The sequence below is a fragment of the Actinopolyspora mortivallis DSM 44261 genome, assembly GCF_000384035.1.
GTDB classification, from domain to species: domain Bacteria; phylum Actinomycetota; class Actinomycetes; order Mycobacteriales; family Pseudonocardiaceae; genus Actinopolyspora; species Actinopolyspora mortivallis.
Map to the genome: position 1 here is coordinate 3,803,871 of NZ_KB913024.1, position 24,123 is coordinate 3,827,993.

A 24,123-nucleotide genomic window follows, 5' to 3' on the forward strand; every position below is an offset into this window, starting at 1 on the left:
GAGAGGCGGACCGGTTCCACCCCTCCCCGCGGGCTCCGGCGCGACCGGAGCCCGACGGTGGTGATCAGTTCCGGTAGCTCAACCCGTAACCGAACGGGTAGAGCGGATCCTTGCGGTCACCCACGTTGATCGGCTGCTGCTCGTAGGAGCGCATCCAGGTCACCGGCAGCTTGCCCGTGGGGTCGTACTCGCCGAACAGCACGTCGGCCACCCCGCCGCCCTGGGTGCCGGGCAGCCAGGAGGCCAGCAGCGCGTTCCAGTCGTCCACGTGCTCGGTGACCTCCACCGGACGTCCGGAGACCAGCACCACGGCCACCGGCACCCCGGACTCCCGCAGCTTGGCGATCGTGTCCAGGTCCCGCTGGCTCAGCCGCACCCCGTCGGGGCTGTCACCCCGGTACTCGGCGTAGGGCTTCTCCCCGACGACCGCGATCGCCGCGTCGTAGCTGCTGTCGATGCCGTCACCCTCGCGGTCGTAGGTCACCGGCCCCTCCGAGACCTGACGGATCCCTTCCAGGATCGTCGTTCCCTCGGTGATGTCGCCGCTGGAGCCCTGCCAGGAGATCGTCCAGCCGCCGCTCTGGTTCCCGATGTCGTCGGCGTTCGAGCCGGCCACGAACACCTTGTCCTCCTCCGGGGACAGCGGGAGCACCCCGTCGTTCTCCAGCAGCGTCTGCGACTTCCGCACCGCCTGCCGCGCCAACGCGCGGTGCTCGTCACTGCCCACGGTGGACAACAGGTCGCGCTGGGCGAAGGGGCGTTCGAACAGACCCATCTCGAACTTCTTGGTCAGCACGCGACGCACGGCGTCGTCGATGCGGCTCATCGGGATGTTGCCGGCCGAGACCTCCTGACGCAGCAGGTGCAGGAACCTCTCGTGGTCGGTGGAGAGCATGATCATGTCCAGCCCCGAGTTGATCGACCTGCGCACCTCGGAGGCGGTCAGCGTCGAGTCGTCCCCGTCCAGCTGGTGGATCGCGTCGTAGTCGGACAGCACCACGCCGTCGAAGCCCAGCTCCCGCTTGAGCACGTCCCGGATCAGGTACCGGTGGGCGTGCAACGGGGTGCCGTTCCAGCTGCTGTAGGAGACCATCACCGAGGCGACGTCGCGCTCGATCGCCGCGCGGAAGGGCTGGAGGTGGATCCTGCGCAGCTCGCGCTCGCTGAGTCGCGTGTCCCCCTGGTCCACCCCGCCGGTGGTGCCGCCGTCACCGACGTAGTGCTTGGCCGTGGCCATGATCGAGGTCGGGTCGTCTCCGAGTCGCCGTCCCTGGTAGCCGGTGATCTCCTCGCTCATCGTGGAGGCCAGCCACGGGGCCTCACCGAAGGACTCGTAGGTCCGGCCCCACCGGTCGTTGCGGGCCACACACAGGCACGGGGAGAACGTCCAGTCGATGCCGGTGGCCGCCACCTCCTCGGCCGTGGCGGCACCGACGCGCCGCACCAGCCAGGGGTCGCGCGTGGCGCCGAGTCCGATGTTGTGCGGAAAGATCGTGGCCGTCCGCACGTTGTTGTGCCCGTGCACCGCGTCCACGCCGTACAGGATGGGGATTCCCAGCGGGGTGTCCAGCGCGGCCCGCTGGTAGCGGTCGTACATGTCGGCCCACGCCTTCGGGGTGTTCGGCGTGGGTGTGGAACCGCCGCCGCTGAGCACCGAGCCGATGCGGTGCTCGGCCACCTCGACCGGCCCGGCGGCATCCCGTTCGATCTGGACCATCTGGCCGAGCTTGTCCTCCACCGACATGCGCGACATCAGGTCGTCCACCCGCTGCGGGACGGGCACCGAGGCGTCCCGGTAGAGGGTCCGCGAGTTCTCGGCCGAGGCGGGGGTCAGCCCGCCGGCCAGCAGGGAGACCACCGCGAGTCCCACCAAGGCGGGCACGGTCCCGCGTAATCGGCGCTGTTTCGATCCAGCAGACATGTGAGCTCCTCACAGCTTGCGGAGTATGACTGACGACACGTCAGCAGCATGACTGTGAGCGCTCCCAAACCCAAGCGTCCGAACAGTCGCTTCCCCGTTCCACCGTTCGGGTGACAACCGGGGGACCGCATCCCGAACGAGCCCGGGCACCCCGAGGCGCCCGGGCGACGAACCGCTCCCGGAGCTCCGGGAGACTGCCTAGCCGGGTCTCACCGGACGGTGACCTGCCTGCCCCGCAGCCCGTCCCGGGCCCGACGCTCGGCGGCGTCGAGCGGCCGCTCGTCCAGCGAGGCCAACGCCTCGTCCAACCTCCGGCCCAGGGCCACGGCCGGCTCGACCCACTCGGTCGGGTGCTTCTCCCGGTCCAGGTCCCACACCGGAACCAGCAGCCCGTGCGCCCGGAAGGAACCCGCGTAGCGGCTGTCGGAGTCCAACGCCAGCTCCCCGCGCGCCGACAGCCGCGCCAGGGCGGAAACCAGCCGCTCCTCCGGCTCGGGACGCACCCACCGCAGATGCGCGCGGTCGGTGGCGTCCACCCAGTAGGCCGCGTGCAGTCCCTCGGCCTCCAACCGCTGCGTGGGCATGATCGCCGCGTTCGCCCGCTCCAGCGACATGGCCACCTCGCCGGTGGGCTCGACGCCCTCCGGCATCCACCAGGAGAAGTCCTCGTGCACCCGCACGTCCAGGGCGGCCTCCGGGTCCACCAGGTCCTGCAACCGCGTGGGAACCGTGCCCGCCGGGGCGTCCTCCGGGCCGACCACCGGCAGGGACTGCCCCGGCTCGGCCTGGCGTACCCACTCCACGGCGCGGGCCAGGTCCCGACTCACGTCCCCGGACTTGGTCTGCACCTGCAACCCCACGAAGGACGTGCCGTCGGTACGCACCAACCCGGCCGCCGCCATCGGCAGCACCGTGGCCAGTTCGATCTCCTCGTCCCCGGAGACCAACGGCAGGCGCGCCGTGGCCGAGGGGACGAACTCCCGCATGGCCACCAGCTCACACTCGGCCGCCAGCCCCTCGAACGGGCGATTCACCCGCACCTTGGCCGCACCGCCCTCGGCCCCGTGGCAGGCCTTGTACCGCTTGCCCGAACCGCAGGGGCACGGCTGTCTACGCCCCACCACGGGGATCTCCCCGCCGGACTGGTTCTGCTGCGCTGTTCCCTTGCTCACGTTCGTTCTCCTTGGTGTCTCTGCTGCGTCGAAAGACCTCGGCACCTCGGGGGAGCCCCGTGCCGCTCGACTCCGTCCCCCGAGAAAACCACCCGCCGAACACACGTGTGCGGGGGATCCCGATCGTGCCGGTCCCCGCCGGACCGACGCCCCACCGGGGGCTCAGCGGACCGCGTGCGGCGGACGGCCCGCGCGGGGCGGAGGCGGAGCGCCCCGCACCCGCAGTACCCGTCCCCTCCCCCGGGAGGTCGGGTCGGGCGGGACGAGCATCCGGACGGTCCAACCGACCACCCGCACCGAGACCAGCGCGGTCACGCTCAACGCCAGATCGGAGCAGGCGTGCAGCACCACGCCGTCGGCCATCGCCTGAACGCCGTCCCGCAGCCCCCACAGCATCGTCGTCCAGCCCAGCAGCAGACACCCAACCCAGCACAGCCACCACAGCCGCACCAGCCGTGAGGGGACGGGCCTGCCCGCGCCGGAACGCTCCCCCACACCGCGCAGGGTGACGTCCTCCAGCTCGGCCAGCACCGAGCCCGGCACGAACAGGTTCACCCCCGGAACAGCCGTGCCCAGCACCACCTGCCAGTCCTCCCGCGCGGGCAGCAGCCCGGCACGTTCGTGGGCGCAGGTCCGCGCCCGCAGCACCCACAGCACCCCCAGCACCACGGCCAGCAGGCCGAACAACCAGGTCACGATGCCGAGAGTGGACACCAGCGCGTCCGAGACCGCCACCGTGACACCACCGAGGGCGCCCGAACGGCTCCACAACAGCAGCACGTAGCGCCACGCCTCGGCCCCGGCCGCCAGCACCCCGAGCCCGGCGGTGATCCACAACGTGGAAACGACCGTCCCGGACAGCGCCGCCAACCGCTCAGCGGGATCGGAACGCCTCGTGGTCGGCAACGCCAGCGGCCACCGCCAGCCCAACGGGGGAAAACCCCAACGCGGCGGGGCGACATAGGCCGGAGGACCCTGGTAGGGGGCTCGCGGCGCGGCAGGGGGCCGGGGACGTTCCGGCCCGCTCGGCGGGGTGGCCGTCCACTCCGTCCGGGGGCCGGACCTCGGATGGGCAGTGTTCACAGCACGTAGGGCTCCGCCTCGGGATCGTCCGCCACAACGGGACGACCGATGGACGACCAGCCGTTCATCCCGCGCTCCACGTTGACCGCGTCCCAGCCGCTGGCGTTGAGATACGCGGTGACCTTGGAGGAACGTCCGCCGGAACGGCAGATCACGTAGAGCTGGTCCACCTCGGGGATCTCGTCCAGTCGCTGCGGGATCTCGCTCATCGGGATGTGGACCGCACCGGGAGCGTGTCCCGCGTCCCACTCCTCCTGCTCGCGGACGTCGAGCAGACTGCCCTCGGGAAGCTGCTCCGGCAGCTCCTCGGGAGAGACCGCCGGAACTCGACCATGCATCGGTGTAGTCACACCCCGATGCTGCCATGCCGGGCGGCGCGACCGCCCACCGCAGTCGCCGCCGTCCCGGCCGCCTCCCCACGGTCCACCGCGCGGGCCGGGTCCGTTCAGCGGGCGCGTCTGCTGCGCACCAGCCGGTGCCTGCCGCGACGGCCACGCTCGGCGGAGTCCCCGTCCTGCCCGGTGGACTCATCCAGGGAGCGGTCGCGCAGGAAACCCAGCCGGTCGGGGGTGTGCATCCGCATCATCACCCGAGCCGTGTCAGCGGGGACACGACCGCTGGTGATCTTGCTGACCACCACCGTCACCACGAACGCCGCCGGGACGGTGAACGCGGCCGGCTGCAACAGCACCGCCGACCACCAGCCGTAGCCGTCCCCGAGGAAGGCCCCGGTGAGCACGGCGAGCAGCACCAGTCCTCCGCCCACGATCAGCCCGCCCATGGCCCCGGCCGCGGTCAACCGGCGCCACCAGATCCCGAGCACCAACAGCGGGAAGAACGTGGAGGCGGCCATCGCGAAGGCCAGACCGACGCTCTGCGAGATGTCCCGTCCGATGGCGATCAGCGCCAACGCCACCGGGAGGATGCACGAGCCGAGAGCGATCCACCGGAAGTTACCGAGCTTGCCGGGAAGCAGGTCGGTGAACAGCACACTGGACACGCTCATCACCAGCCCGGAGGAGGTGGACAGGAACGCCGCGAACGCCCCGGCCGCGGTGATCGCGCCGATCAGCTCCCCCGGCCACCCCTGGAGCACGGCCGTGGGAAGCAACAGCACCGCGGCGTCGGTGTTGCCCGTGACCAGCAGCTGCGGCACGTAGAACCGGGACAGCACCCCGAGGATGGTGGGGAACAGGTAGAACACGCCGAGCAGTCCCAGCACCACGAGCGTGGTGCGCCGCGCCCCCTGTCCCGTGGGATTGGTGTAGAACCGCATCAGCACGTGCGGCAGCCCCATGGTGCCCAGGAAGGTGGACAGCATCAGGGAGTAGGTCTCGAACAGCTCGTAGGAGTCCCCGTCCTGCGGCAGCAGCCAGGAACGGTTGCTGGGCTCGGCGTCGGCGACCACGGGAACGGCGCTGCCCTCGGGAAAACGCAGTTCGGAGCCGGAGGCGACCCGGTGGATGCCGGTGGTCAGGTACACGCTCTCCCGGGATTCCTCCCCCCGGCCCACGGTGTCGTGCAGCTCCTCCGGCCCGGGGCCCGCCAGCACGTCCACCCAGACGGGCTCGGTGACCCGCAACCGCACGTCGGTCTCGATCCGCACCGTGGTGGCGCGTTCGAAAACCGGCGGCAGCGGTTCGTCCAGACTCCGGCGGTGCCGGTCGTCATCGCCCAGGAAGACGAAGAAGAGCACGAACACCGGAACGCTGATGGCGAACAGCTTCACCCCGTACTGCACGGCCTGCACCAGGGTGACCGCGCGCATCCCCCCGCTGAGCACGCCGGTGAGCACCACCAGCGCCACCAGCAGGATCCCCGTCGAATAGGGGATACCGGTGATGGTGGACAGCGTCACCCCGGCCGCCTGCAACTGGGGCACCAGGTACAGCCACCCGATCAGCACCACCAGCACGGTCGACACCGCCCGCAGCCGGGCCGAGTCCAACCGCACCTGGGCGAAGTCGGGCAGCGTGTACGCCCCGGAACGGCGCAGCGGCGCCGCCACGAACAGGATCAGCGCCAGATAGCCCGCCGTGTAGCCGACGGGATACCACAGGGCCTCGATGCCGTCCTTGAGCATCAGCCCCGCCACCCCGAGGAAGGAGGCCGCCGACAGGTACTCCCCCGCGATGGCCGCCGCGTTGCGCTCCACCCCGACCATGCGGCGGGCGAGCAGGAAGTCCGATGTGGTGTGCGCGCCGCGTGAGCCCCACACGGCGAGGGTGAAGGTCATCACCGCCGTCAGCGCCACACCGCCGAGCGCCCACGGGTTCACCGCCGCACCAGCTCCGTGAACTCGCGCTCGTTGCGCTCGGCCCACCGGGTTCCGAGATATCCGATCAGCAGGATGAACGGAAACGGAAACACCCCCAGCACCAGCCAGGGCAACGGCACCCCGAACGGGCGCACCTCGGACAGCGCGGGCACGAAGCGCAACAGCACCGGCAGCGCCCCCAGCACCAGCGCCGCCACCGCGGCCAGCAGCAGCGCGGCGCGTAACTGGGCGCGGACCAGGGAGTGCACCACGGCCTCGCTCATGCTGTTCTGGTCCTCGAGGTCGATGACCGTGCGCTGCACCTCGCGGGCGCCGCTCCTGTTGGCCAGCACCACCCGTTTACGGCGCGGGGCGCGTGGATGAGGCCGCTCCGGTGTGTTGTTCGTGGTCACGACCGCCACCCCCTCTCCGGAGTTCCACAGTGGTCTCGACGTTCGCCCGCCCGGCGGTACTCACCGGGGTGGAGGGGGAGAACGCACCAGTCGGTCCTTGAGCTCGCGGGTGTGTCTGCGGCTGACCGGAAGCTCCCGCGTCTCCCGCTGTGAGCCACCCGCGATGAGCACCGAATACCCCGAGGAGGACATGCGCAGTTCGTTGATGAGGTTCAACGCGACCAGATAGGACCGGTGGATGCGCACGAACCCGGCGTCCGCCCACTTCTCCTCCAACTGGGCCAGCGGGATGCGCACCAGGTGCGAGCCCTCGTCGGTGTGCAGCCGCGCGTAGTCACCCTGGGCCTCCACCCAGCGCACCTGCGAACGCTGCACCAGGCGAGTGGTGCCGCCCAGCTCCACCGGGATCACCGAGTGGTCGTCGCGGTCGGCCTCGCCCTGTCCCGAGGCCAACGCACGCGCGCCGTCACCGCCCCGTTCCAGCTGTGGCGCGGAGATGCGCTGCACCTTGCGCAGCGCGCGTTCCATCCGTTCCGGACCGAACGGTTTCATCACGTAGTCGAGCGCCCCCAGGTCGAAGGCCTCCAACGCGTTCTCCCCGTGGGCGGTGATGAACACCAGGGCGGGGGCGTTCTCGAAGGAGTACAGCACCCGGGCCAGGTCCATACCGGTCAGTCCCGGCATGGCCACGTCGATGAACACCGCGTCCACCAGCGGCGCGTTCTCGGGGCGACCACGCAGCTCGGGGTTGTCCCTGCGCAGCATCCGCAGTGCCTCGGCGGCGTCGAACGCCGTAAGCACCTTCCCGACCCGAGGGTTCCTGTCCAGCATCTCCTGCGTCGACTCGACCCCGGGCTTCTCGTCGTCGACGATCAGGACGACGAGACCGTCCCGACCGGAGCCGCCGTTACCGTCACGTCCCCCGTACGGGCCGCCGGTGCGCTGTGGTGTATTCACGGCAACGCCCAATCCTCCCGCGCTCACCGAACTCACGTCCACGGCCGGGCGAGCCGACCGCCACGGCACCGTGCGGCGCCGCCGGACGAACCCGGCCACGAGCGAGTCGTGTGACTCACCACATTCAACCTAAGCCCCCGCATTCATGTTTCGCGCGGTGGGTGCACATGCATTCGCACGATCGGCGCAATCGGGCCGCACCACGCGGAGAGTGACACCGAGTCCACACGGGACAAGCACGGTGTCGGCGGGCGGCCTCCCGCACGGACCCGGCTCACAGCCCGAAACGGGACCACATGGCGCGGTGTTCCACACGGTCGAGCACGGCGTCCACCGCTCCGGCGAACAGTCCGCTCGCCCCACCGGTGGGACCGGCCACCCCCAGCCGGGCCAACAGCGGCTTACGCGGTTCCACCGAGACCACGTGCGCCTCGGGGAAACGACGGGAGACCACCCCGCGCAGCGTTCCCAGACCGTCCACCAGGCCCAGTTCCGCGGCCCGACGCCCGGTCCAGACCTCGCCGGAGAAGAGGTCCTCGTCCGCGCCGGAGACGGCCTCACCGCGCCGCCTGCGCACCCAGTCGGCGAACTGCGTGTGCAGCTCCCGCTGCATACCCTGCAACCACTGCACGTCCTCGGGATCCTCCGGGCGGAACGGGTCCAGTCTGGACTTGTGCTCCCCGGCGGTGTGCACCCGCCGTTCGATCCCGGCGCGCCGCAGCAGCTCGTCCAGCCCGAAACCGGCGCTGAGCACCCCCACGGAACCCACCATGGAGCTGGCGTGCGCGTAGATCTCGTCCCCGGCGCAGGCGAGCCAGTACCCGCCGGAGGCGGCCACGTCCTCGCAGAAGGCCAGCACCGGAACGTCCCTGTCCTCGGCGAGCTCACGGACGCGTTCGGCCACCAGCGCCGACTGGGTGGCCGCGCCCCCCGGCGAGTTGACGGACAGGGCCACGGCGGAAAGCCTGTCGAAGGAGAACGCACGGTTCAGCGCCGACTCGACCGTCTGCAACGAGATCGAGGGGCGGTTGACCGGGGACGGCATCGGCGTGATCGGGCCGTGCAGCTTGATCACGGGAACCACCGGACCGCGCTCGGCACGTTCGGCGAGTTTGCCCGGCAGCTTCCTGGAGACCTTGTCCGACAGCGTCCCGGCCAGTTTCTGGGCTGGTTTGTCACTCATGCCCCCACGTTACTGGCAACGGGGGGACTGTCGGTGACACGATTGGGCCGCCCGGGCGGAACCCACCCGCCCCTGCCGGCGTCACCGACCTGAGGCGCGGACCGGCACGTCCTGGGCGCTCTCCTCGACGTCCTCCGAGGCTTCGACGTCCTCCGGGACTTCGGCGGACTCCGGGACTTCGGCGGACTCCGACGTCTCCGGAACCCGCTCGGCGGTCTCCGCCTCCCGCGGTTCCGACGCGGGCGGCTCCGGATCCCCGCCCCACTCGGAGTACTCCCCCGTCACCGGCCGCACTCCCGGGGCGAACTTGGGCACCCGCATGCTCACCTTCATGCCCGCCCCCTGTTCGGTCTCCACCACGAGGCCGTAGTCGTTGCCGAAGGTCGCGCGCATCCTGTCGTTGACGTTGCCCAGTCCCACGTGCGAACCCTCGGTGTGGGTGCCCTCCAGTTCCTCCTCCAGCTGGCGCGGGTCCATGCCGACACCGTCGTCGTCCACACTGATCAGGGCCTCGCTGCCGTTGTCCTCGGCGACCACCGAGACCGTGCCGCCTCCGGGTTTCTTCGCCAGGCCGTGGCGCACCGCGTTCTCCACCAGGGGTTGCAGCGCCAGGAACGGCAGCACCACCGGCAGCACCTCGGGAGCTATCTTGAGCTGCACCTTCAGTCGCTCGGGACCGAAACGGGCGCTTTCCAGCATCAGGTAACGGTCGATGTTGCGGATCTCCTCGGCCAGGGTCGTGTACATCTCGTTGGACCGGAACGAGTACCTGGTGAAGTCCGCGAACTCGGTGATCAGCTCCGTGGCCTGGTCCGGGTCCGTGCGGATCAACGTCGAGATCGTGTTCAACGCGTTGTAGACGAAGTGCGGCGAGATCTGGGCACGCAGCGCGCGCACCTCGGCCTCGGCCAGTTTCTCCCGGGACACCTGCAACTCGGCCAACTCCAGCTGGGCCGAGACGTGGTCGGCGACCTCCTTGGCGGCCCGGATCAGCCGTCTGCGGTCCCCGGCGGTGATCAGCACCAGCGCACCACGGTTGCTGTTGTCCACCTCCAGGGGGACGACCACGGCGTGCCGCATCAGACAGGGGCGTTCGTCGCAGGGGAGATCGGCGTGGTCGACGTACTCGCTCTTACCGGTCCGCAGGGCGCGGTCGATCGTGTCCGTGAGGTCGCGGTAGTGCTCGTTGACACCACCGTCCCAGCTCAGCAGCGTCCCCTCCGCGTCGACGATACCGACGGCCACACAGGCCAGCAGCGCCCGCAGGTGCGGGGCCGTCCGGTCGGCGGCCTCCTGGTCGAGACCACGACGCAGATACGGGGCGGCGCTCGTGACCCGGTGCAACGCCTCCAGTGTCGCGTCCTCGCGGGAGGTACTGACCCGGCGCGAACGGCACAACATCACGAACATGGCGAGCACGGCCAGCGCCGCGACCAGTGTCAGCACTGTCCGCTCCGACAACAGTTCGAGCACGCTTCACATGTTCGCCGGACATCACCCGTGGAATCAAGGAGACCACGACCAGTGCACGCTGGGAGTCGGTGAGCGGTTCCGGGAACTTCCGCCGTGCGGAATTCGCAACCACGATCGAGGGAACAGGCACGCCTCAGCGACGAACAGTGGCCGCTCGTGCCGGGACACTCGGTCCGGATCGGACGAAGCCGCATCCCTCCTTCCGTGTCACGGGGCCCGAAGAGGCCGCGGCGGCGTCGCGTGCTCACTCCACCGGTTGCAGCGGGCCGTTCATGTCCGGCTCGGCGTAGAGCTCGATGTTGCGGGCCACCCGCGCCCCCTCCTGGTGGGCGGTCAGCGCGCCCCGCACCACACCGACCCAGCGTTCCGGGGGATGCTCGTCGGTGTCTCCCGGGGTCTCGGCGATGATCGACCAGGGCCTGCGCACCAGCCAACGCACCGGGAAGAACAACACCAGCAACAGCAGCGCCAGGATCAGCCAGCCGGGGACCACCACCGTGGCGGGAGTCCACACCAGAAACGTCACGACCATGACCAACACGATCGCCCCCATGACGATCCCCTGCGAGCGACCGCCGCTGACGTCGTGCTCCCAGTCGTCGATCTCCAGTGGGTTGCTCCATTCGATGCTGGTCCGCAGGGTCCATCGCCGACCGTCGGATCCACGCACCGCGCGGTTCATAGCCGCCTCCACGCACCGGGACACGTCACGGGTCCCACCTCGGTCGATCAATCCTCGCGCACACCGTACCGCGCACCGGACGCGAATGCGCCCCTTTCCCGCACGGATTACTCTTCCGGAGGAGGCAGGCGGCCCCGGTCGCCACACGTCCGCGCGAGGGGAGCGGATATGGAACTGGAGCGGGCCCGTTCGATCCTGCGGGAACAGCACCACGCGGTACTCGCCACCCTTCGGGGCGACGGCACACCCCAGCTGAGCCCCGTGCTGACCGCAGTGGACACAGCAGGGCGGGCCGTGGTGAGCACCACGGCGAACACGGCCAAGGTCGCCAATCTCCGGCGTGATCCCCGAGCCTGGCTGTGCGTGCTGCCCGACGAGTTCTTCGGGCGGTGGATCCAGGTGGAGGGCACCACCGAGATCGTCCCGCTGCCCGAGGCCATGCCGCTGCTGGAGGAGTACTACCGCTCCGTGGCGGGCGAACACCAGGACTGGGAGCAGTACCGCGCCGCCATGCGCGCCGAGAACAGGGTGCTGTTGCGTGTCGAACTCACCCGCGCCGGGCCGTCCTGAGCCCGACCGCGGTCCGGTCGCCACCCCCCTGTGAGGGGATTCTTCCGCCTGCGGTAGAGTGTGAGCCGAAGCGGCGGTCAGGCCGACTTCGCGAGTGCGGATGTAGCGCAGCGGTAGCGCATCAGCTTGCCAAGCTGAGGGTCGCGGGTTCGAATCCCGTCATCCGCTCTGTTCAGAGCCCCGTCGGTGCCCGGCACCGGCGGGGCTCTTCTCGTGTCGACGGCGGCGCACTCCTCCAGGGGAACGGTTCTTCCCGCACCGCGCGTGGCGCTACCGGCCGGTTCCCTGACCCGCTACGCGGGACCACCCGTTCCCGCATGATCGGCGTAGCCGTGGTGACCGGCAAGAGACGGAGCCGGACAACCCCCGTCAGCGGCGCCGCACTGCTCCAGAAGGAGCATAGGTCTAGACCAGAACTTCCCATAAGGTCTGGACCAAAGTGATGGTGATCAACGGCACAGAGTTACGCGAAACGGAGCTGTCCGCGCCCGGGAGAACGTCCGTAGCTTCTCCGGTTACCACGAAACGACCGGAAGGAGAACCGATGCTTACCCAACGCATCAAACGGGCCCTGGGAATAGCCGCGTTCGGCGTCGTCCCGCTGGCACTGCCCATGCTCACCGCGGGCGCCGCCTCCGGACACGGCTACACCCAGAACCCACCGAGCAGGCAGGCCCTGTGCGCCGACGGCACGGTCAGCGACTGCGGCTCCATCAAGTGGGAACCGCAGAGCGTCGAAGGTCCCGGCAACTTCCCCTCCGGAGGACCGGCCGACGGGACGCTCTGCAGCGGCGGGAACGGACGCTTCTCCGAACTCGACGACCCGCGCGGCGGCAACTGGCCCGCCAAGGACGTCTCCCCGGGTCAGGACCTGCAGTTCCGCTGGAAGCTCACCGCGGCGCACTCCACCGAGTCGTTCCGCTACTTCATCACCAAGGACAGCTACGACCCGAGCCAGCCGCTGACCAGGGACCAGCTCGACCTGCAACCGTTCCACACCGTGAACTACCACGGTGAGCAGCCGGGCTTCACCGTCACGCACACCGGGCAGCTGCCCAGCGACAAGAGCGGCAAGCACCTGATCTTCGGCGTCTGGGAGATCGCGGACACGAGCAACGCCTTCTACACCTGCTCGGACGTGAACTTCGGCTGACCCGAAGCCGCCCTCCCGCGAGGCGGTGACGACCGTGCCCCGGTGCCTTCCGTTGCGGCCCCGGGGCACGGTTTTCTCCGTGCCACTCCCCGGACACCGCCTCACGCGCCGGTACCCGTCCGAGGTGATCTCCAACACGAACGAATGAAATCCGTCGGTGTCGGCCAACCCCGTGGATCCACGAGTGCGTCCGTGAAGGGAATCCCGAACACGGAAACGAAGGGTATGAGGATGCGCTTTCCACGGCTGCGCTCCGCGCTCGCGGGGCTGGGCGCCACGGCCCTGGCGGCCACGCTCTCCGGAACGGCCACTCCCGCCGCCGGGGCGACCGAGCGGGCCACGTCCCCACCGCCGGAGTGCTCCGCCGACTGCGAGCGGGTCTTCGACCTGGAGCTGCCCTACGACGCGCGTCTCGTCGGCTGGCGGGACGGCACGGTCCCCGGCGGGGACAGCGTGCTCACCTACCGTCTCGGCGGGAAGGAGCACGACACCCTCGACCTGCCCGGCAGGCGCGTGCTGGACGCGGACTGCGGCTGGGAGGGCGACGCCCAGCGCTGCGCGGTCACCTACGACACCGGGGTGCACAGTGCGGGCGCGCTGTCCGTGACACTGCTCGCCGACCGGGGGATCGTCCGGACCGACGAGGTGCGCGCGGCGACCCCGGGCGTGGAGCTGCGCCACTACGACGGCAACGGGCGGGCCGACCTGGCGCTGCGCCAGAGCACCTACGATCCGAACTACGCCGAGGCGCCCCAGTACTGGGAGACCTACCTGGAGTTCGAGGGCGAGTTCGTGCGCACCGGCTGCGCCGCCCCCGAGTCGGAGAGCTCACCCGCTCCCGAGGAACTCGTCTACGACACCTGCGTCCACCACTGAGGCGGTGCCGATTCTGCCGAAAACCGGCGTGCCCAGTCCGGCCGGACGGCGGAGGCACCGTTCCCGATCCGAGTGACAAACGGCGGCCTTACCCAGTTGTCTTGACTGGAAGACGACGATGCTGTTCACTGGTGGTGAGCCGGTGACAAGAGCCCCAGGGGGGCTCTCCCCGTGAGGGGTAGCCGGCTTTTTACCTGTTCCAAGGGGTAAAACATGTGCTGAACGAGTCCGCGATCATCTCCCAGTACCGGGTCTCGTTCTTTTCCAAACGACGCTGTACGGCCCAGGCAGCATAGTCAGCGACCTGCAATCCCCATGAACTCTGGGCAGGCCAGTGGCACAGATGCACGTCACGTCCGTGAGGTCCCTGCGCTTTACACACATCGTGCAGCGCTGCCTCAAAAGCTTTCTTCCGTGCGTTGGTTCCCAGGGTAGCCGCGATAACAAACAGTCGGTCCCCTTTATCAGCTACCCGTGGAGCCACGAACTTGAAATGTTGGAACCAGGCGAGTTTGTAAAGACGGACATCACCATCTCGGCGCACATATTCGTAAGCGTTGGTTTTGTCCAGCATGGTGGCGTCGAAACGCCATCCCTGACCGGCGATGAGCGAGAACACTTCTTTGCGTGTAGGGTGACTGTCGTCACAAGCATGGAAAGCTCCCCGCTTCAGGGGTACTCCCCTCGCCTGAAGCTCAGTACGCAGTTCGAGTGACTCGTTGAGGACCTTCCCGTGTTCCCGAATGACTGCGGTAGCGATACCGAAGAACCGAGAAGCACCAGGATGCTGTTCGTAGTCCAGGTTTCCGGTTTCGTCTGCATACATATAGACGTCGGCCACTGTCATCTCCCGCGCATATCCCAGCTTTCGATTCACCCTAACCGATCAACTTCACAAACGGAGATGGCTTCACGGCTCGATCGGGACGAGGTAGAGACGGAGAACCACAGGTCACTCTGAGGTGCAAACAACCACACAGAATCTGCTCGGGACGAGGATCATAGGGGAAATGGTGGCCGAGAAGTGACAACGCCGCTGACCTCACCGGCCGCGTCCAGCGCCGGGCGGGCGTTGGCAGCCGGCTCCGGGCCCACCTCGATGGTGACGACGCAGAAACCGCTCAAGACTTCGCTCAGCAGGGCGACGTTGTAGCCAGCACCGATGATGCCGACTTCGAACTGACGCCCGCACAGGACTCGTCGAACCGGGTGATCAGCGTGTCATCGACGTAGACGGCGCGCAACGCCGCGTCGCGTGGTACCGGGAGATGTCGTCAGAGCTGGGTCACGTGGTCTCCGGTTCGATGAGTCCCTCGGCTAGAGCCCGGGTGATCGGGGGTGGAGCGGTTCTCCCGAACCCACTGGCCGTTCGGGTTGAGGTCTCCCACGAAATGCCATCGCTCACCGTGATCGGCCACGAAATCCGGCACGGCGAACCTCAACCCGAGCGTGTCCGTCAACTCCCGCAGGGACGACATGACGCGCTCGGGGATCCAGGAAACGGGGCTTCCGGGAGGAAGAGCGAGTGCCCGGCCGGCACGGCCGGCCCCGTATGTGGGCCCAATTTTGCCTAAAATTGGGACACCAGGGATAGGCCCGTCACCGCCGCCCAGGAAGCACCACCGGATGACTCACCCGTGTTGCGGGTCCAGCCCCACCGGACAGGACACCCCGGTACCGGCGATGCCACAGTAACCGTTCGGATTCTTTCCCGGGGAGAGATACTGCTGGTGGTAGCCCTCGGCGTAGTAGAACCGCCCGAGCTCGGCGATCTCGGGATCGCTGACGGTGAGCTGCCGGGCAGCCTCTCCCTCGCCGACGGCCACGATGAACGGCCGCGCGTCCCCGGTCGTGGGGCTGTGATTGCCCATGTGGTCGCTCCCGTTCTGACGCGTCGTCTCAGTCCAGCGCCGAGGTGTGGGACTGCGCCCGGGCCGGATCTGGAAAACCCGGTCCCCGCGCCGGTGGGACCCACGTGAGGACCGGGTTGTGGCCCGATTCCGGTCGAGGGCAGCAGCATCGAACCAAGCTCGTTGCTCGTTTTCTCTTGTCCTCGGGCGAGCCGGGCTACATCGGGGGAGATCCGGCCCGCCCGAGGATGGGGCAGGTAGCTGGCGTTGGGGGACGCCTGGTTGGCTACCTGGCAGCTACCTTCATGATCACTACGTGAACGCAGTCACACCTTGATACAAGTAGATTGATACAAGGAAAACAAGTCCCCAGAGGTACTCCGTTCGGGTGAGATCGGGCCCGAGCAACCAGCACCATCGGCAACCGAGAGGAGACCCGTGGTCGCGTCATCAAGTCCCGCCGTGCTGAAGCGGTGGATCGCCCTGCACCTCAAAAGGCTTCGCACCGAGGCTGGTTGTCGCCAGCAGGACGCGGCTATTCGGATCGGCCGTAGTCAACAGGCCATCGTCAACATCGAAAAAGCCGCGAATCTGCCCAGCGCCTCGGATCTGGAGTTGCTGCTAAATCTCTACGGAGTTCCCGAGCGCATCGACTTCTTCCGCCAGCTGCTGACGGGCGCCCGCAAAAAGGACAACTGGTGGAAAGCCCTCAGTAAAGCGGTCCCGAAGTGGTTCGACCTCTACCTCGGGCTGGAAGCCGGTGCAGCCGAGCTGAACTCCTTCGACGCGCTGCTCGTGCCCGGCCTGTTGCAGACTTCGGACTACGCCGAGGCCACCATCCGCGCCGATCCGGAACTGTCCGAAGAAGAAATACACCAACGTGTCGAACTGCGCCTTGGTCGCCAACAGATCCTGCATCGTGACGACGAGCCCGTGCGGATCTGGTCCGTACTCGATGAAGGCGTACTCCACCGCCTCCGAGGAGACCGTGCGGTGATGGCCGCTCAACTACGGCATCTGTACGAGATGGCCCAACATCCCCGCGTCAACATCCAGGTCCTGCCCTTCGACGCAGGGGCCCACCTCGGGCAAACGGGATCGTTCAACATCATGAAATTCCCGCCTGAGATGGGTGACCCCGGCATCATCGCTGTGGACCAGCTTGTCGGCGGGCACTACTACGAAGATCCTGTTGATGTTGAGGCCTACAAGCGAGCTATGACCCAGCTGCAAGACCTCGCCCGCGACACGAAAGACTCACGGATGCTTCTGTCCACAGCAGCGAAGGAGATGACGTGAACCATGACCGGATGCGGAACGCGACGTTCCGCAAATCCAGCTACAGTAACCACCAGGGATCGTGCGTGGAAATCGCACAGACTTCCGAGGTCGTTGGACTCCGCGACTCCAAGCTGGTCAACTCGCCAGTATTAGTGGTGGACGCCCGCCACGGCCGGGCGTTCGTGGAGGCGATCAAGCAAGGGCGATTCCACTAAAACGCCGAGGCTGTAGACAACGATGGTGCCGCCCGGCCAGCCCAGGTAGCCGGGCGGCACCGCTATGGTCGCGCTCTGCGATGCTCGTGTCCCACCATTCCTGAACGCGATACACGTGTTCTACGACACAGCCGAGTACGCCGGGTTGGCCCAGTAGCTGGTCGACCGCGCCGCCCCCGAAGCGGGGGCGGCCTGCTCAGCCAGCTGTTGGTCTAGGACAGCGGTACCAGGGCTTTCCACCCGTAACGCGCAGGCGCGGGTCAGCTCGTCGGGGCGATCACCGAGTTCGGGTCCGACATGAACGCGCACGTGCTCGGCTTCCTGCACTGGCTCGTCGGCGACACCGACCAGCTGCCACCACGCCCCGAACCCCCTCCGCGTGACGACTGATCACCCTCGCGCGCCGACATCAACCTCATGAGACAGCACAGTTAGAGTGGACCGCCGCTGTATCGCTGGGGCCGAAGGACGAGGAGCATACGGGGCGGGCACGATCATACGGTGGTCCTGTCGGGGCGGCTGGTACTTCGTCGTCACGATCGCGGGGGCGGGATTGTTCGCCTGGGTGCCGTTTACCCATGCCGCGCGACGGTTACGCACCCCGGCCCGCACGCGGCAGGCAATCACCTACGGCGCCGCCACGGTGGTGCTGGCGGTACTGATCGGGGTGACCCCCACCGATGCTGACGGGGACCCGGTCGGGGTGTAGGGCACGACGTCGAGCACCGTCTCCGAGCTGGCCGCGCTGGTACTGATCATTCTCGCGCTGTTGCAGCAGGTGCCCTGCGGCGTTAAGCGACACACGACGGCATCCCGCTCACGCCAGGTCGTTCATCCTGTTCAACTTCTCGAAGTCCGCACCGATCGTGCACATCGAACACTTCCAGTTCGCTGCTTTCCCGCACGAGCGGACAGGTGTGATCGCGTACGAGGCGGCAACGACTGCCCTGCGGGAATTGGCCATGATCCCGGAGTAATCGGCCGAGCTCACCGCCGAGATACGTGATGACATGGAAGGACAGGAATGACAGTACGCCCCGAAGGACGGCGGAAGTCGTCTCGCTCCCAACAACAGATCAGCTGCGTCGAGCTCGGTCGTGTCGGCGACGACGCAGCGGTACGCGACACCAAGAACCGCGAGCTCGGCTACGTCACCACCCACCAGCAGCGGACCATCCTCCTCAACGCGGTCAAGAACAACCGCTTCGGGTGAACCCGTGGACGCGACAGCGAGCCCGGGAACAGCTCACTCCCGAGGGTGCCGTTGCCATGCCTCCCCAGCCGAGAACGAGCCGTTCCCGATGAAACCGTCCACCACGTGCGGGGCCCGCACTTGGTGACCCGCGTTCTGTCCCGCTGTGGGAGTCACTGTTGCTTCTGGGCGGGTGTTGACCGGCACCAGCTTCCGGCCGTCCTACGGCAGGGGGACCACCGACCCAGTGCGGCACCGGACGCTTGCCGCGCTGTCAGACGTCAACAGCCCGTACTGCCTCGGGCTCTCCGTTCCGGGAACTCCGGGGTTGCGTGTGTCGGGTGTTCAGAGGGCGAGGTGTCCTTGTTACCAGTGCACGGTGGTGGGGCGTTCGCCGGTGTGGGTGTATTCGAGCAGTGCCGGTGTATCTCGGTCCGGGGTAGGGAGGCCGAGGTGGGCAGGAGGTCGGGGCCGTCGCGCTGATCTGCTCCCACAGCCGCTCCGACTCCACCGAACCGATCTCACCAACCGGCTCGGCAGGTGTCCGTCCGTTCTTGCGTTCCCACACAACCCCCGCCCCAACACGCGCTACCACGGCCGGGAACGCGGTTCCGAACGCACGAACCGCTCCACTCATACCCTCTCCCGCTCCGCCGACACCATATCCAGAATCACCCAGACCACGATCCACTACCAACCACCACCGAGCTCGCACGAGTGTCGTTGCGGTACTAGGCTTTCGACGAGAGGACGAACGTCAACCGTCGTTGTTGACCAGTCGCCAGTACTGGCGCTTCTTTTCGTCCTTGACCACCACACCGAGTTTGGCTAGCTGGGCACGTAGCTCCGCGGAGTCATCGGTCTTGTTGTTTTCCAGCGCCTGTGCCCGCGCGGCCAGCAGCGCATCAGCGCCGGTGGGCAGCCCGGGAGTATCCGGAACCCAGCGCTGGAACCTGTCCGCGTACGGATCCTCCTCGGTCCAAAGGTACCCGTAGGCACGGAAGGCCTCGGCGAACTTCTTACTAGAGATGTCGGTCGGAGCCTTGGCCAGTTCCTCATCGTGTGTGCCGATCAGCACGAGCTGCTTCTTCTCGAGGAAGACCGCTTTGACTTCTGAGCCGGGAAATTCTCGCGCGGAACCCTTCTGGCGGAAGACTACCTTTTCGCTGGACACGATGACTTCAAGAGCCTCATACTTGGCGAGGTAAGCAAGGACTATCCCGGCGATGACACCGAGTACGATGGCGCCTATGGTGGCAACTGGCTCCGGGATGGAGTTCAGCAGCTGCAATGGTCCTTCGAACGGTACCCACTCAAGGTTCTGCGCCCAGTTCGCGCCGAGCCGAAGCACGAACCCCGCCGCAGCGCCGATAACTGGGAATCCGATCCAATAGAGCACGTGCAGCCACACTGGCTCCGCGACAGTCGTCGCGTGCTTGGTTCGCGGTTTGTGATCATTCACTTCGCCCTGTCCTCCCAGGCGATGCCTGTGACCTTGTAGTGAGCCCGTGGAGCCAGGTAGGGATGTTAGCCACGGCCAGTGTCCCTGATATCAGGTTGAGCTTCCTCCGACTGTGCGGAGGGGTGGTTATGTGACTCCGACCGGTTGAGACTCGGGGCTATTGACATGTAGGGCTTCGTACTCATCGAGACTGTGCCAGTCCAAGCCACGTTGGAGGCGACGCGGGGCGTACCCTCCGTTAATGTAGCGGAATAGTATGAGTTAGCCCCAGTCGCGGGTGCGCCACGAGCAACGGTAGACCAGACCGTTCTTCACCGGGGCGACGAAGTTTTCGGCCAGGGCGTTGTCGTAGGACTCCTCGATCGAGCCCACCGATGGTTGGATGCCCGGTGAGGAGAGATGTCGGGACGGATCGCGACGTATTGACGCCCGCCGTCGCTGTTGGTGGATGAGCTGTCCGTAGGTTCTGGTGTCCAGAAAGCGTAACTCCAGAGGTCCGAGCACCAAGCCGGTCTCCTGGCGGTCGGATCTTCCCTGCAGCGCCGTTCACGAACCGGTAAGCGTCGTCGAACTTGAACACCAGCTGCCCCGGGTACGGCTGCGGAGCCTCGGTGAGTTCCGGTTTGATGAACCCCTAGATCTTGACGGCCTACCATTGCTACTCGTCCAACAGTTTTGCCTATGGGCCAGCCCGTCACAATTCACCGCAGGCGAAGACGTCGCCGCGGCGGAGTTGACTGTGGAATGTTTCGGCAACCGCGCTGACTCCAGCGCGTTGGTCAGCCCCTCCTGCACGATGCGGTAGACGCTGCGACCGTCTACCCCAGAAATCGAGTCGAGGTCATCGACGTGATTGTGCAGGGTCACTCGCATACCTGCCGTGACTCCTCGACGAGCTGAGGAACCCTGCTCAATGTCGGTTGCGGCCGGTTCTCACTCTGCTCGCTGTCGTCGCTATCGCCGACGCTCTGGACCGGAGTGCGCCCGATCACGTCTGGCACCTCCTGTAACGCCTGGTGCGTGCTCTCCCTGATCACGCCTGCCGCCCGTGCGATCTCCTCGCTAGGCGCATCCGGCCGGTACTCCAGCGTTCCCGCGTACATGCTGAGTAACGAAAGCCGGTGTGCCAGCACATCGTGCGTCTCCCTGGAAGATACGTTCACGCTCCAGCCTCCGTGCCTGTTCGCCACGCAACCGTGCCTCAACCTCAGCGTGTTCGGCCCGCTCCTGTAACGAGCGAATGAGCTGGCGACGAGATCGCACGAACATCCCCCACCCAATCGTAGCCAGACATATCACGGTTCCGAGCAGCACCGTGATCAGGAATGGCACCGCCGGATCGGGGCGGATCGCATAATAGATGGGGCTGGTCAGCAGGCACAACGCACCGATGGACGCGGCGATCGGGAACCGCCGATTCATCCCACCGCGAGCAGGAAGGCCGTCATATCCACGACGAGGTTGCGTCGCACAGCCAGACCACTCATGGCAGGGTCTATACAATCAGGCGCTTCTCGTCGTACCTACCAAGACCGATCACCGTCGTATCCAACCTTCTACTGACACACCCCTCGGCAATCGACGACCTTCGTCACGCTGTTTTCACCATTCGGACGATTCGAAGCCGGGGCACCACGGGTTAGCGTGGGAAGCATGAGAAAATTCGTGGAGCTCATCGGAACCTTGATCGTTGTCGACGGAATCGCCGGAATCTTGCACGAATTTACCGGTTGGTTCAGTCTCTGGGTCATAGTCCGATACCTCGAATTTCTCAATGGATACGAGATCTTCGCCAACATCGTCCTGATCGTTGTTGGTGTCGTGGTGGTAACCGCGACCAACCTCGGTAAGACGAAAACAGCGTAACCTCCGTTACCTACCCCAGTCCGCGGAGCATGCGCACTGGTGACCTGGATCTCTGAAGGGGCGACCGCAGGGACAGCACAGGCGACCACCGCTCCTGCGGTCGCATAATTGCGTGCGCCACCGACGCGAACGATTGGACGCTGGCCGAAGCCTGTGCGGAGAGACGAGGACTCCGACAAGGATGCGGCGACTGCTGGACGGTGTCACCGGGGAGGCCGGACGGGCCGCGCGGGACAGGGTCTGTGCGTATGTGGCAGCATCTCGGTCTCGTCGAGGAGATCAGGTTCTGAACTACCCGCCTGTGAGGACACCACCCCCTGATGACACCGACACCTGCTGGTACACCGCCGGATCACCAGTACAGGCATCGGTCTCGAGCCAGCCTACTGCTGTCTGTACTCGTCCCCACAACCCCACCGGCACCATCGATGACGCATTCATTCAGGTAGCAGGCGCCCGCCGGGCCAGCGAAAATATCTCCAGACCACCAAAAACGACTTCGGACCCGACCACGACCAGCGCCCTCGTCACGGCACGTGGTACCGCTACAGCCCGAGCTCCGGCAACGGGTTCATTCCGCTCACCCTTGCTGAGATCCGACTTTTTCTGACATACCTGCCCAACCCACCACATCACCCGAACCTGATCTCTCCTGGTTCGATGCCACCAACCCCACGAGAAAACCAGTAACTACCAACGAATACACCCGGACCACAACAAAGTGGTACTAGAATACCAACCGAACTACCGACCTCTGCTCCGCTACGTGGTGAATGATTTACTAGGCCAATGATCGAACACGTACTACCTGCGTCGGCTGTTGGACACGACATCTTCGGACATGATCCTTCGGCGCACCTTTTGACGGAGGAAGAACCGTTGGTGGTCGATGCTTCCGAAAAACGCCGCCGCGAAGTTACACTGGGCCGCAGCTGCGCCCGTCGAGCTCCGCGAGAGATCGGGGCCACAAGTTCGGAAATACCCATCCTCAGTGGATCGCACCGAGACCTACCCGAAAAGCTACCGTGGGACAAGTCGTTGTTCAGCGTCAAGGAAAGCACTTTCAAGGCGTGGTTCCCACTCGCCAGAATTCGAACAAGCTTCTGCGACGTCAGCGTCACGTTCCTCCGAACACGGCAAATTTTATCGCAGAAATCCTGGCGGATGACTTTCCAGTCGACGGCGCCGCGATCACACGCTTCACGGGAAGCTTCGTCCTCCGGCGAGGATTTGTAGTGACCGCAGCAACCGCGTACTGACTCCCCCTGACAGTCCAGCAGCATTCGCGATAACGGAGGTCCAATGTGTTGGTTTTGAGATGGTATTCAACTTCCCGACAGACCGTGCAGATCGCGGCCTTGTGACCGCGGCTGTATTGACAACGGCCCGTCAGGAGAGGGGCGAGCCCCCAGTTCGGACACGTGCTGGCTGAAGCCGACAACTGACGGCGGATCTGTCGGTCAGCCTGGTGCACAAGGTCAGAGCCCGTGCCGAACGGCCTGTGGAAGGCGAACTCACCGAAGACCTCCGCCGGGCGCGTGGCAAGGAAGGCATTCTGTTCCGCGTGGCGGACACCGCTGTGGAACACCGGACGATTCGGTGCGCACCGCCCTGTATCCACTGGTCGAGGAGAAGGCCCTGCGCGAGCTGGTCACCGAGGCCGGGGCCAACCCGCACACGTTCCAAGCCAAAGTACACACCGTGCTGTGCGAGTCGTACTTGAACCACTACCGGCGGATACTACCCGCATTATCGGCCGCACCGGAGTTCCATACCCAACACGACCTACCGAGCCGCCGCCCAGGAAGCACCACCGGATGACTCACCCGTGTTGCGGGTCCAGCCCCACCGGGCAGGACACCCCGGTACCGGCGATGCCACAGTAACCGTTCGGATTCTTGCCCTCGGAAAGATACTGCTGGTGGTAGCCCTCGGCGTAGTAGAACCGCCCGAGCTCGGCGATCTCGGTGGTGATCGTGCCGTGCCCGGCCGAGGTCAACGCCCGCTGGTAGTGCTCCCGACTCGCCTCGGCCACCTCACGCTGCCGCTGGTCGGCGGTCAGGATCACCGAACGGTACTGCGAACCCACGTCGTTGCCCTGACGCATCCCCTGGGTGGGGTCGTGGTTCTCCCAGAACACCCGCAGCACCCCCGCGTAGTCGATGACCCGGGGGTCGAAGACCACCAGCACGACCTCGGCGTGCCCGGTCAGCCCGCTGCACACCTCCTCGTAGGTGGGGTTCGGTGTGTAGCCGCCCGCGTAGCCGACAGCGGTGACCCACACCCCCTCGGTGCGCCAGAACGTCCGCTCGGCACCCCAGAAGCACCCCATCCCCACCACGGCGGACTCGGTGCCCTCCGGGAAGGGAGCGAGGATGCCGCGGTCCGGGTACACGGCGTGCCACCGGGGAACCTCCAGGGGAGTGGAGCGCCCCGGCAGGGCCTCGGAGGGATCGATCATGCGGGTCCTGTCACCGAACAACGCCATGCTCCCAGCCTACGCCGACCCCCACCCCG

24 protein-coding genes, 1 tRNA gene and 2 pseudogenes are annotated in these 24,123 nt (G+C 66.8%); 10 read left to right on the forward strand and 17 right to left on the reverse strand.

The genetic code is table 11. The annotated features are described in order from the left end of the window. Positions 1-64 precede the first annotated feature (64 nt). From ACTMO_RS0117850 to ACTMO_RS0117895, 10 genes are all read right to left on the reverse strand, one after another. A complete protein-coding gene (locus ACTMO_RS0117850; protein ID WP_033401577.1) occupies positions 65-1,921 on the reverse strand; it encodes a glycoside hydrolase family 3 protein in 1,857 nt (618 codons plus the stop codon). Positions 1,922-2,130: 209 nt separating this feature from the next. Continuing rightward, positions 2,131-3,093, reverse strand: a complete 963-nt coding sequence (locus ACTMO_RS0117855; RefSeq protein WP_019856046.1) for a DUF5926 family protein — start codon at positions 3,091-3,093, stop codon at positions 2,131-2,133. A 162-nt stretch (positions 3,094-3,255) separates the two neighbouring features. Beyond that, positions 3,256-4,176: a DUF4328 domain-containing protein gene (locus tag ACTMO_RS21425; protein ID WP_026449367.1), complete on the reverse strand. Its 921-nt coding sequence runs from the start codon at positions 4,174-4,176 to the stop codon at positions 3,256-3,258. Then, the gene (locus tag ACTMO_RS0117865) at positions 4,173-4,514 is read right to left on the reverse strand and encodes a rhodanese-like domain-containing protein (RefSeq protein WP_019856048.1); all 342 of its coding nucleotides are present in this window, start codon (positions 4,512-4,514) and stop codon (positions 4,173-4,175) included. Before ACTMO_RS0117865 ends, ACTMO_RS21425 begins: the two co-directional genes overlap by 4 nt. A 107-nt stretch (positions 4,515-4,621) precedes the next feature. After that, entirely contained in the window at positions 4,622-6,412 is a 1,791-nt protein-coding gene (locus tag ACTMO_RS0117870; protein WP_051099361.1) for a sodium/solute symporter, read from the reverse strand. A 38-nt stretch (positions 6,413-6,450) separates the two neighbouring features. Beyond that, the gene (locus ACTMO_RS0117875) at positions 6,451-6,846 is read right to left on the reverse strand and encodes a hypothetical protein (protein WP_157062945.1); all 396 of its coding nucleotides are present in this window, start codon (positions 6,844-6,846) and stop codon (positions 6,451-6,453) included. 60 nt (positions 6,847-6,906) lie between these two features. Further along, positions 6,907-7,803, reverse strand: a complete 897-nt coding sequence (locus tag ACTMO_RS0117880; RefSeq protein ID WP_019856051.1) for a LytR/AlgR family response regulator transcription factor — start codon at positions 7,801-7,803, stop codon at positions 6,907-6,909. A gap of 274 nt (positions 7,804-8,077) precedes the next feature. Further along, a complete protein-coding gene (locus ACTMO_RS0117885) occupies positions 8,078-8,986 on the reverse strand; it encodes a S49 family peptidase (protein ID WP_019856052.1) in 909 nt (302 codons plus the stop codon). An 81-nt stretch (positions 8,987-9,067) separates the two neighbouring features. Further along, complete coding sequence (locus ACTMO_RS0117890; protein ID WP_019856053.1) at positions 9,068-10,459, reverse strand: sensor histidine kinase; 1,392 nt, start codon at positions 10,457-10,459, stop codon at positions 9,068-9,070. 244 nt (positions 10,460-10,703) lie between these two features. Further along, positions 10,704-11,129 (reverse strand): DUF983 domain-containing protein, encoded by a 426-nt coding sequence (locus tag ACTMO_RS0117895; RefSeq protein WP_211212988.1) that lies wholly within the window; start codon positions 11,127-11,129, stop codon positions 10,704-10,706. Positions 11,130-11,309: 180 nt separating this feature from the next. Here ACTMO_RS0117895 and ACTMO_RS0117900 point away from each other — a divergent pair, with 180 nt between their 5' ends. From ACTMO_RS0117900 to ACTMO_RS0117915, 4 genes are all read left to right on the forward strand, one after another. Beyond that, positions 11,310-11,711 carry a PPOX class F420-dependent oxidoreductase gene (locus ACTMO_RS0117900; protein ID WP_019856055.1) on the forward strand — a complete coding sequence of 134 codons (402 nt, stop codon included), beginning with the start codon at positions 11,310-11,312 and terminating at the stop codon, positions 11,709-11,711. A 96-nt stretch (positions 11,712-11,807) separates the two neighbouring features. Then, positions 11,808-11,879 (forward strand) — tRNA-Gly (locus tag ACTMO_RS0117905). Between the two features lie 376 nt (positions 11,880-12,255). Further along, complete coding sequence (locus ACTMO_RS0117910; RefSeq protein ID WP_019856056.1) at positions 12,256-12,864, forward strand: lytic polysaccharide monooxygenase auxiliary activity family 9 protein; 609 nt, start codon at positions 12,256-12,258, stop codon at positions 12,862-12,864. A 231-nt stretch (positions 12,865-13,095) separates the two neighbouring features. Beyond that, a complete protein-coding gene (locus ACTMO_RS0117915) occupies positions 13,096-13,740 on the forward strand; it encodes a hypothetical protein (RefSeq protein ID WP_157062946.1) in 645 nt (214 codons plus the stop codon). Between the two features lie 190 nt (positions 13,741-13,930). Here the strand turns inward: ACTMO_RS0117915 and ACTMO_RS22595 are convergent, their stop codons facing one another. Together ACTMO_RS22595 and ACTMO_RS24145 are read right to left on the reverse strand one after the other, a co-directional pair. Next, positions 13,931-14,587, reverse strand: coding sequence for a DUF3800 domain-containing protein (locus ACTMO_RS22595; RefSeq protein WP_084792220.1), 657 nt, complete (start codon positions 14,585-14,587; stop codon positions 13,931-13,933). Between the two features lie 784 nt (positions 14,588-15,371). Beyond that, a pseudogene (locus ACTMO_RS24145) lies at positions 15,372-15,515 on the reverse strand (peptide-methionine (S)-S-oxide reductase); the annotation flags it as partial. A 513-nt stretch (positions 15,516-16,028) separates the two neighbouring features. Between ACTMO_RS24145 and ACTMO_RS0117930 the strand changes: the two are divergent. Next, positions 16,029-16,889, forward strand: a complete 861-nt coding sequence (locus ACTMO_RS0117930) for a helix-turn-helix domain-containing protein (RefSeq protein WP_026449369.1) — start codon at positions 16,029-16,031, stop codon at positions 16,887-16,889. An 11-nt stretch (positions 16,890-16,900) separates the two neighbouring features. Further along, positions 16,901-17,086: a DUF397 domain-containing protein gene (locus ACTMO_RS0117935; protein WP_033402055.1), complete on the forward strand. Its 186-nt coding sequence runs from the start codon at positions 16,901-16,903 to the stop codon at positions 17,084-17,086. Positions 17,087-17,713: 627 nt separating this feature from the next. On the opposite strand, the gene ACTMO_RS23970 is transcribed toward ACTMO_RS0117935, so the two are convergent. Then, positions 17,714-17,845 carry a hypothetical protein gene (locus ACTMO_RS23970; RefSeq protein ID WP_281167508.1) on the reverse strand — a complete coding sequence of 44 codons (132 nt, stop codon included), beginning with the start codon at positions 17,843-17,845 and terminating at the stop codon, positions 17,714-17,716. A gap of 50 nt (positions 17,846-17,895) precedes the next feature. Between ACTMO_RS23970 and ACTMO_RS23800 the strand changes: the two are divergent. Further along, positions 17,896-18,063, forward strand: a pseudogene (locus tag ACTMO_RS23800) (Scr1 family TA system antitoxin-like transcriptional regulator); the annotation flags it as partial. 47 nt (positions 18,064-18,110) lie between these two features. Beyond that, positions 18,111-18,299 carry a DUF397 domain-containing protein gene (locus ACTMO_RS0117950; protein WP_019856064.1) on the forward strand — a complete coding sequence of 63 codons (189 nt, stop codon included), beginning with the start codon at positions 18,111-18,113 and terminating at the stop codon, positions 18,297-18,299. Positions 18,300-19,035: 736 nt separating this feature from the next. On the opposite strand, the gene ACTMO_RS0117955 is transcribed toward ACTMO_RS0117950, so the two are convergent. From ACTMO_RS0117955 to ACTMO_RS23550, 3 genes are all read right to left on the reverse strand, one after another. After that, positions 19,036-19,740 (reverse strand): YqeB family protein, encoded by a 705-nt coding sequence (locus ACTMO_RS0117955; RefSeq protein WP_157062947.1) that lies wholly within the window; start codon positions 19,738-19,740, stop codon positions 19,036-19,038. Between the two features lie 261 nt (positions 19,741-20,001). Beyond that, positions 20,002-20,247, reverse strand: coding sequence for a hypothetical protein (locus tag ACTMO_RS23135; protein ID WP_157062948.1), 246 nt, complete (start codon positions 20,245-20,247; stop codon positions 20,002-20,004). A gap of 356 nt (positions 20,248-20,603) precedes the next feature. Continuing rightward, positions 20,604-20,903, reverse strand: a complete 300-nt coding sequence (locus ACTMO_RS23550) for a histidine kinase dimerization/phosphoacceptor domain-containing protein (protein WP_211212990.1) — start codon at positions 20,901-20,903, stop codon at positions 20,604-20,606. A gap of 490 nt (positions 20,904-21,393) precedes the next feature. On the opposite strand from ACTMO_RS23550, the gene ACTMO_RS0117970 reads away from it, so the two are divergent. Together ACTMO_RS0117970 and ACTMO_RS23150 are read left to right on the forward strand one after the other, a co-directional pair. After that, positions 21,394-21,606 (forward strand): hypothetical protein, encoded by a 213-nt coding sequence (locus ACTMO_RS0117970; protein WP_026449370.1) that lies wholly within the window; start codon positions 21,394-21,396, stop codon positions 21,604-21,606. Between the two features lie 1,599 nt (positions 21,607-23,205). Beyond that, positions 23,206-23,427, forward strand: a complete 222-nt coding sequence (locus tag ACTMO_RS23150) for a hypothetical protein (protein ID WP_019856069.1) — start codon at positions 23,206-23,208, stop codon at positions 23,425-23,427. Position 23,428: 1 nt separating this feature from the next. On the opposite strand, the gene msrA is transcribed toward ACTMO_RS23150, so the two are convergent. Beyond that, entirely contained in the window at positions 23,429-24,094 is a 666-nt protein-coding gene (gene msrA, locus ACTMO_RS0117980; RefSeq protein ID WP_019856070.1) for a peptide-methionine (S)-S-oxide reductase MsrA, read from the reverse strand. Positions 24,095-24,123: the final 29 nt, after the last annotated feature.

Excerpts from the sequence above, each read along its gene's own strand:
- ACTMO_RS0117970 (WP_026449370.1), top strand. The coding sequence starts at position 21,394 with ATGAGAAAATTCGTGGAGCTCATCGGAACCTTGATCGTTGTCGACGGA.
- ACTMO_RS0117900 (WP_019856055.1), top strand. The coding sequence starts at position 11,310 with ATGGAACTGGAGCGGGCCCGTTCGATCCTGCGGGAACAGCACCACGCG.
- ACTMO_RS0117870 (WP_051099361.1), bottom strand. The coding sequence starts at position 6,412 with ATGACCTTCACCCTCGCCGTGTGGGGCTCACGCGGCGCGCACACCACA.
- ACTMO_RS0117935 (WP_033402055.1), top strand. The coding sequence starts at position 16,901 with ATGCGGAACGCGACGTTCCGCAAATCCAGCTACAGTAACCACCAGGGA.
- ACTMO_RS0117885 (WP_019856052.1), bottom strand. The coding sequence starts at position 8,986 with ATGAGTGACAAACCAGCCCAGAAACTGGCCGGGACGCTGTCGGACAAG.
- ACTMO_RS0117910 (WP_019856056.1), top strand. The coding sequence starts at position 12,256 with ATGCTTACCCAACGCATCAAACGGGCCCTGGGAATAGCCGCGTTCGGC.
- ACTMO_RS22595 (WP_084792220.1), bottom strand. The coding sequence starts at position 14,587 with ATGACAGTGGCCGACGTCTATATGTATGCAGACGAAACCGGAAACCTG.
- ACTMO_RS23970 (WP_281167508.1), bottom strand. The coding sequence starts at position 17,845 with ATGATCAGTACCAGCGCGGCCAGCTCGGAGACGGTGCTCGACGTCGTG.
- ACTMO_RS0117915 (WP_157062946.1), top strand. The coding sequence starts at position 13,096 with ATGCGCTTTCCACGGCTGCGCTCCGCGCTCGCGGGGCTGGGCGCCACG.
- ACTMO_RS0117950 (WP_019856064.1), top strand. The coding sequence starts at position 18,111 with ATGACAGTACGCCCCGAAGGACGGCGGAAGTCGTCTCGCTCCCAACAA.
- ACTMO_RS0117865 (WP_019856048.1), bottom strand. The coding sequence starts at position 4,514 with ATGCATGGTCGAGTTCCGGCGGTCTCTCCCGAGGAGCTGCCGGAGCAG.
- msrA (WP_019856070.1), bottom strand. The coding sequence starts at position 24,094 with ATGGCGTTGTTCGGTGACAGGACCCGCATGATCGATCCCTCCGAGGCC.
- ACTMO_RS0117850 (WP_033401577.1), bottom strand. The coding sequence starts at position 1,921 with ATGTCTGCTGGATCGAAACAGCGCCGATTACGCGGGACCGTGCCCGCC.